The organism is Fusibacter sp., assembly GCF_057447755.1.
The window spans coordinates 1-6,479 of sequence record NZ_JBVBZF010000201.1; the positions used below are offsets into that span (position 1 = coordinate 1).

General features: G+C 38.8%; 8 protein-coding genes. 1 reads left to right on the plus strand and 7 read right to left on the minus strand.

The window, feature by feature from the left end:
* The 7 genes from AC220I_RS16310 to AC220I_RS16340 all read right to left on the minus strand — a co-directional run.
* On the minus strand, positions 1-528 hold a 528-nt coding region (locus AC220I_RS16310), incomplete at its 3' end, for an AAA family ATPase (protein ID WP_486724923.1).
* Positions 529-1,686 carry an exonuclease SbcCD subunit D gene (locus tag AC220I_RS16315; protein WP_486724924.1) on the minus strand — a complete coding sequence of 386 codons (1,158 nt, stop codon included), beginning with the start codon at positions 1,684-1,686 and terminating at the stop codon, positions 529-531.
* Positions 1,687-1,862: 176 nt separating this feature from the next.
* Complete coding sequence (locus AC220I_RS16320; RefSeq protein WP_486724925.1) at positions 1,863-2,351, minus strand: hypothetical protein; 489 nt, start codon at positions 2,349-2,351, stop codon at positions 1,863-1,865.
* Between the two features lie 169 nt (positions 2,352-2,520).
* Positions 2,521-2,658 carry a cyclic lactone autoinducer peptide gene (locus AC220I_RS16325; protein WP_486724926.1) on the minus strand — a complete coding sequence of 46 codons (138 nt, stop codon included), beginning with the start codon at positions 2,656-2,658 and terminating at the stop codon, positions 2,521-2,523.
* Positions 2,642-3,238 (minus strand): accessory gene regulator ArgB-like protein, encoded by a 597-nt coding sequence (locus tag AC220I_RS16330; protein WP_486724927.1) that lies wholly within the window; start codon positions 3,236-3,238, stop codon positions 2,642-2,644. Before AC220I_RS16330 ends, AC220I_RS16325 begins: the two co-directional genes overlap by 17 nt.
* A gap of 149 nt (positions 3,239-3,387) precedes the next feature.
* The gene (locus AC220I_RS16335; protein WP_486724928.1) at positions 3,388-4,704 is read right to left on the minus strand and encodes a sensor histidine kinase; all 1,317 of its coding nucleotides are present in this window, start codon (positions 4,702-4,704) and stop codon (positions 3,388-3,390) included.
* Positions 4,705-4,707: 3 nt separating this feature from the next.
* Entirely contained in the window at positions 4,708-5,427 is a 720-nt protein-coding gene (locus tag AC220I_RS16340) for a LytR/AlgR family response regulator transcription factor (protein ID WP_486724929.1), read from the minus strand.
* A 126-nt stretch (positions 5,428-5,553) separates the two neighbouring features.
* Between AC220I_RS16340 and AC220I_RS16345 the strand changes: the two genes are divergently transcribed.
* The coding region (locus AC220I_RS16345; RefSeq protein WP_486724930.1) for a MerR family transcriptional regulator at positions 5,554-6,479 on the plus strand (926 nt) is incomplete at its 3' end.

Genomic DNA, 6,479 nt, shown 5'->3' on the forward strand with positions numbered 1-6,479 from the left:
ACCGAATAATTTTCTGAAGATCTCCGATTTCTCCTTACTGTCACTTAAAATCAGGCGTCTGAACTCACCTTGCGGAATCATCATAATCTGCCTGAACTGCTCAGCATTTAATCCAAATAGCTGGTTAATCTTTTCTGTGACATCCTTTACCCCTGAGAGAACAAGACCGTCCCCAGTAAGTTCTGCATCTGCATTTTGAATCGTTAGCCCTTCACCACTCAACTTTGCGCGCATTTGCTTGGGAATTCTCTTAATCTGATATTTTTTGCCTTTAAGTTCAAAGTTCAGGGTCACGGATGTCAGCTGGTCCGCCTTTGCATGATCACTTCTAAAACTCTCCGCATCTCTTTGATCACCTGACGAGACACCATAGAGGGCATAGATCAAGGCGTCAAAGATGGTGGTCTTCCCAGCACCCGTTGGTCCTGTGATTAAAAAGATCCCCTTGTCCTTAAATTTTTCAAATTCAATGGTTTCAATATTGGAAAAAGGCCCAAAGGCTTCCATGGTTAATGTAATTGGTCTCATTTAAGCCTCCCCCTTTATAGCATATTCAACAATTTCCTCAATAAATGTTCTTTCATGGTCTTCAAGTTCAGTGCCTTCTATTACTTGGTGGAACATATCAAACAAATTTACGGGGTCCTTCTCGCGTCTAATCTCTAAGTTTTCATTCACGTTTTCATTGATTTCACTGGCTTGAATTTCCATAGATAAAATATTGGGATAAACGCTCCTTAGCGTATTCATAGGATCCATCAAGGCACCCCTGTCTGTTAGGATGGCGTGAATATAGTCTTCATTATTGTGTTCTAGGGCAACTTCGCTTGAGGTTAATCCTTCGAGAGGCCCCTTTATAACCCTCATATCTCTAAGGGGGTTAAGGGAGATGAAGTTCACCGACTTTTCTCCTGGTGCTTTTAGGTCAACTTCTACAATGCCTTTTTGCGCTTGATTTTCAGAGAAAGAATACTTCAGAAGTGAGCCTGAATATCGGATATACTCTCGACCTGCCTTTTGAGGGTTGTGTAAATGACCCAGAGCAACATAGTCAAAGTCCACCAGATGCCTAAATGAAATCGCATCTGTCCCCCCAATATTAAGAGGCCTTTCAGAGTCACTCTCCTCTGGCATCTCAGTACCAACTATAAAGCCGTGTCCAACCACAACATTTTGGACAGTCTTATCCATGTCTTTCTTGATCGCATCTGTTATGTGGCCCATTAAATCATCACTTGACTTTATGTCTGTCTGATCAAATCGCTGGCGTGCTTCAAAGGCTGTCATATATGGAATGACATGAAAGGCCACCGTCTCACCCATTTTGCCTTTCAGCGTAATGGTTTCATAACCTTGCTCTGATTTGCCAACGATATAGAGACCTTTCTTCCTCAAGAGATTTGAACCGAAAGACAAACGTTCACTGGAATCATGGTTACCGCTGCACATAATGACCTTTATGCTCAAAGTTTCAATTATATCTGATATAAATGCATTCAATAGAGACACTGCTTCAACAGGTGGAATGCTTCTATCATAAACATCTCCAGCCACAATGAGCACTTCTGCATTGGTTTCTATAAGTCTATCTTTTAATCGGTCCAATATATATGCTTGATCTTCAGTCATAAAAACGTTGTTGATTAACTTTCCTAAATGCCAATCTGCCGAATGTATTATTTTCATCTCAATCCTCCTGTCACTACTATTATAGACTTTATTTAGCCATAATTAAATACATGTTCACTTGTAAAAAAAAGAGCCTCCAACCGCGTTAGGTAGGGGCACTGGGGAGGCTCAATGGGGTATAACAAACAAATTGAGATAATTGCGAAAAACTTCACCTATTTTCTATCTTAAATCTAACCAAAGGCCTTAATGATGTAGTTTTTAAAATTTTGAAGCGCTTGTCTGTTTTCAGATTTTATGATCACAACCGTCTCTTGGTTGTGCCATGCGCAAAAGTTTGTATTTCCGATTTTATATCTTATGTATGAATTACCATCTATGTCAAAAGTCATTTTAATGACGTTTTGATGTTTTAACAGGTCATATATTTCTTGGGCTCTCTCTGCCGTTTCGTATTTTATGATGCTGAGATTGACATGGGCTTGTTCTACTAAGAATTGGCGTTCATAGGCTTCGAATTCTTGGGACTGATAGTAACCACTCTCCGACTCTGTCTCCACCGGTCTATAAATCGCTTGAGAATCCATGAAGGTCGAGAAATCAGTGATGGAGTAGGGTACGCTAAAGGTAATACTCTCCGAGGAGAATAACAAAAACAGCAAGAGGACTGAAGCCCCAGCCAAGGTCAATTTTAGGACGTTTTTAATTACCTGATGAACCATTTGTAATTTACACCTTCCATTTCTCTAATTTCTATGAGATAAGCCTTGCCAATTGGAGTGAGCCTTACCCAAGAGGCGTTTAAAAAAATAGGATTTGGGCTATGGGTTGGCCTCAAATCCTATTTTTTTAAATTGTCTAGGAGTTTATAAAGGTTAAGAAGTCTACTTATTAATCTGTTTCCCTCAAGCAATTTGGAACTTCTGGTTGATGTACCCAAAACATACAAGCCGAACTAAGATTGGTTACTGCAAGACCCAATACGGCCATTACAAAAACCTGATTCATTTTTTTAAAACAATTTTTCATAATATTTTTCCCCTTTCTTGTATTTATAAAAGAGTGGTATCATTGTGAGCATTTGACCCAAGAGTGCAAGACTCATCATTTTGAAACCCTCTGAATAGCCTAATACGTAAAGGAATATACTTATCATAATTGTAGCAAGTGTAAAATAAATCGTTTTGACCTTGCATTTTTGCTTGCGTTTGTCGCTTAAAGGTTTTGATTCGGTGTCAAGGGGTGCCATTATCATTATAAGAGCACCGGACAGCACACCTAATATTAAATATGTGAAATGATGTCCACTATAAAGCGACATAATTTCAATTGAGACCAATGCCAATCCACTTATTGATAGAAAACAACCAATAAAGGTCTTCGCATGATAGCCTCCTGCATTCATCCTAACAATACCGAAAGTCGTCAGATAGACCACAAGGAGATCCAAACAGTCAAATAGTAAGCCAAGGATTACAAATCCAATGATATCCAATAGAATTTCAATGAATAAAAGTAAGCCGTATTCAAACTTTGCCTGTTCATACTCATTTTTGAGTTGATCTTTAAAAAAATGCTGTCCAATCTTTTTCGCTAGTGTTTGGATCAAATGAATCACACCCCGAAGATGATTTTTTTCCCGTTAACGCTTTTCTTTTTTTCTCTCGCGTCTGACCTTATTATATAGGGTGTCTGTAAATGCTGACAAGGCATGTGGCTTATTTGGAACGATTTGCGTCCTATTTGGAACAAGCGCCACTATAGCGCATTTGATTCTGCTAGAATGCTACACTTTAAAATAAACCGATCTTCAAGGGCCTGAATTTCAAATAGACCATGATGCTTGTTGATGAGTTCTTCAATATTTCTAAGGCCATAACCATGAAGCTCTCTTTCCTTCTTATGGGTGATCAAACGACCACTTTCACGATGATATTCACCATTTGATGAATTTTCGACATAGTAGTTGATATAACCTTTTTTCATAAAAAGCTTCACTTTAATGGTCGGTTGACCCGATACTGCTTCGCAGGCTTCTATGGCATTGTCCATCGAATTGCTGATAATAATTGCCAAGCTGTAGTCCAGTGTATTAAGAGTGCTCGGCAGAACAACCTCTCTATCCACCTGAATGCCTTTTAAGCGCGCCTCATTAATCTTCTGATCCAAAATAAGGGCCACCGCTGTATTTGAACTTCTCAGATGTCCATCGAGCTTTGCCTGCTCGCCAATTAAAGTTTCAATGTACTTAACCGTTTCATTTTTCTTATCATGTTGCACCATGGTACTGATTGCTTGAAAATGATTTTTATAGTCGTGTTGATTTCTTCTGACTTCTGCCATAACAGCCTTAAGCGCTGATACTTGAATGCTCTGTTGGCTCAGTGACAACTCCACCATCCTCTTTTCAATCTCGACCTGAGTATTTTTATAGACGATATTGCTGACAAAAAGGACTAAAATGTTACAGATGAGCATGACAAAACTCAATACCAGAACACTTTGATTTGCCTTGTCACTGACCACATACTGCCTATAAATATCTGCCACAAAAAATGCGACAATGATGTTGAGCATAAACATCAATATTAGTATGAGGGACTGGTAGCGCTTACCCACCCCTGTATCGAGCTTTGTGATTCTAAGTGTGTTGACCACTAAAAAAGCCAAGAGTTTGCTGTTGATGGCTACAATAAAGCGTTCTGATCCAAGACTTGCAATCATCATGGGCGTTATGTCAAAGAACAATCCCATTAAGACAATAAACACAATCTCACAGGCAATCAAGATGAGGTCCACGGTTATAATAGCGAGTACAATTTTAAGGATATTGCGCTTGCCATATCGCCAAATGCCTATACCCAGCCAGTAGACGAACATGATCAGCATCACATAGATTGATCCCGTCTCAAAAATATGATTTAAATAGGATAAAATCGCACCACCTACTGTTACAAGTATCAAATCATCAATAAATTTTGTCTCTTTAATCTTTGAAAATTGCTTTTTAAGAAATAGTAAGACAATGAACATTTCAAAGAGATTTATCGCGTTTTCAATGATCAGCCATTCCATGACTTAGTCCCCCCACAGCTTTCTTTTAATCGCATTTTGTACATTTTCCACATTGGCTTTGCTCACAGGTACTGGCATTTTTTCATCCCCCATGTAAACCGTGTATCGCTCAAGTTTATAAATTCGATCGACATTTATAAGATAACCTTGGTGGCTTTTGAGAAACATGTCATCTGACAATCTCAAATGTATGTCCTTTATGGTTTCCCTTACCTCGAACCTTCCATTTAATGTGTAGAAGACCGCTTTCTTACCGATCTTTTCAATGTATATAATTTCCGACTGCCTCAACAAAATTTGCTCGCCATCAACCCTTATCGCAATGGTCTTGGACATGTGATTTTCGATAAACATCTGCTCTTCCAGTTTGAGATTGATGAAATTAAGCAGTGCCTCAAAATCATCCTTGCTGATGGGTTTTATCAAATATTTAAGGGCTTCAACTTGAAATGCTTCAAAGGCATAGGCTTCATAACTGGTGGCAAAAACAACCAATCCTCTTGGGCTATATTTACGATACATTTTAGCAAGTTCAATGCCGTTGCGCTCATCTATATCAATATCAAGAATAACAGCGTCAAACGATTCACGCTGAATTAGGGATAGGGCCTCCAAGGAAGTTCCTGCACGGTATACGCTTATCGGAAAGGCATCAAAGGCCTTAGTCATATTGACCATATTTTCTAAGATTTGTGGTTCATCATCGCATATTAACAGCTTCATAAGCAGCCTCTTTCGTAAAAATAAATAAAATTCTCTTTTATTATAATAACATATGAATCCAATCGTTTGAACGTAATTGCATTTATCTGTATAATAGATATAAGACAAAACATACGAGGGTTTAAGATGAAAATCGGTGCTTTTGCTACACATAACAACTTAACAATTGATACCATTAGACATTATATGTCACTCGATTTGATTGTCCCTGAAAAGGTGGGTTCTCAATATGATTTTGACGACCGATGCCAGACAGACCTCAATGAAATCATTCATTTCAAAAGCCTTGGCTTCTCACTTCACGAAATCCAAAATCTTTTAATTTTGAGAAGGATCGGAAGGCTTACTGGTTATGAAAAAAGCCTCTATTATCAATCCTTTTTCGAACATAAACTGAGCGAAATCACAGCAACCATCTACCAGCTTGACCAAATGAGCATCAAATTAAAAAATGCAGTTAAAGAACTTGACGATGCCACTCAAAAACCTGATGTTCAGACCACATTCGGAATTTCCTTTCCGTTTATAGAACAAATCGCCTGTCACAAGTGCAGGTCATCCATGATCTTAAGTGAAGGGGCTGTTGTCAATCAAAAGATCGTCTCGGGCAGGCTTACCTGTGCTTGTGGTGTGTCCTACACCATTGAAGAGGGTATCCTTATCGTCGATCCTCTAGACCTGATTTCAACCAAGGCGCTCGATAGTCTTGAAAGCAACTATATGGAAGATTACATAACCCATACAGACTACAATTACTTGAGTAAGCTCTACAAGAGTTTCGAATGGGCCTATAAAAATATAAATCTCTCTGGATATGCCCATAAAAACCTTCTGGATCTCGGAGTAGGTCATGGTTTCTTTCTGCGGTATTTCTATGAAAGCATTGGAACCAGCAATCGCTATATTGCCGTTGACCACGATATTGGAAGGCTAAAATGGCTACAGAGAAGACTTGCTGTTACACCAGCATCCTTTGACCTTGTTTTGATCGCTTGTGACTTCATGAAGATTCCCCTTCAAGATCAGTCCGTAGATGTTGTTCTTGATATTTC

Bases quoted from the DNA above. Each gene is read 5' to 3' on its own strand.
- AC220I_RS16315 (WP_486724924.1), bottom strand. From the start codon at position 1,686: ATGAAAATAATACATTCGGCAGATTGGCATTTAGGAAAGTTAATCAAC.
- AC220I_RS16320 (WP_486724925.1), bottom strand. From the start codon at position 2,351: ATGGTTCATCAGGTAATTAAAAACGTCCTAAAATTGACCTTGGCTGGG.
- AC220I_RS16325 (WP_486724926.1), bottom strand. From the start codon at position 2,658: ATGAAAAATTGTTTTAAAAAAATGAATCAGGTTTTTGTAATGGCCGTA.
- AC220I_RS16335 (WP_486724928.1), bottom strand. From the start codon at position 4,704: ATGGAATGGCTGATCATTGAAAACGCGATAAATCTCTTTGAAATGTTC.
- AC220I_RS16340 (WP_486724929.1), bottom strand. From the start codon at position 5,427: ATGAAGCTGTTAATATGCGATGATGAACCACAAATCTTAGAAAATATG.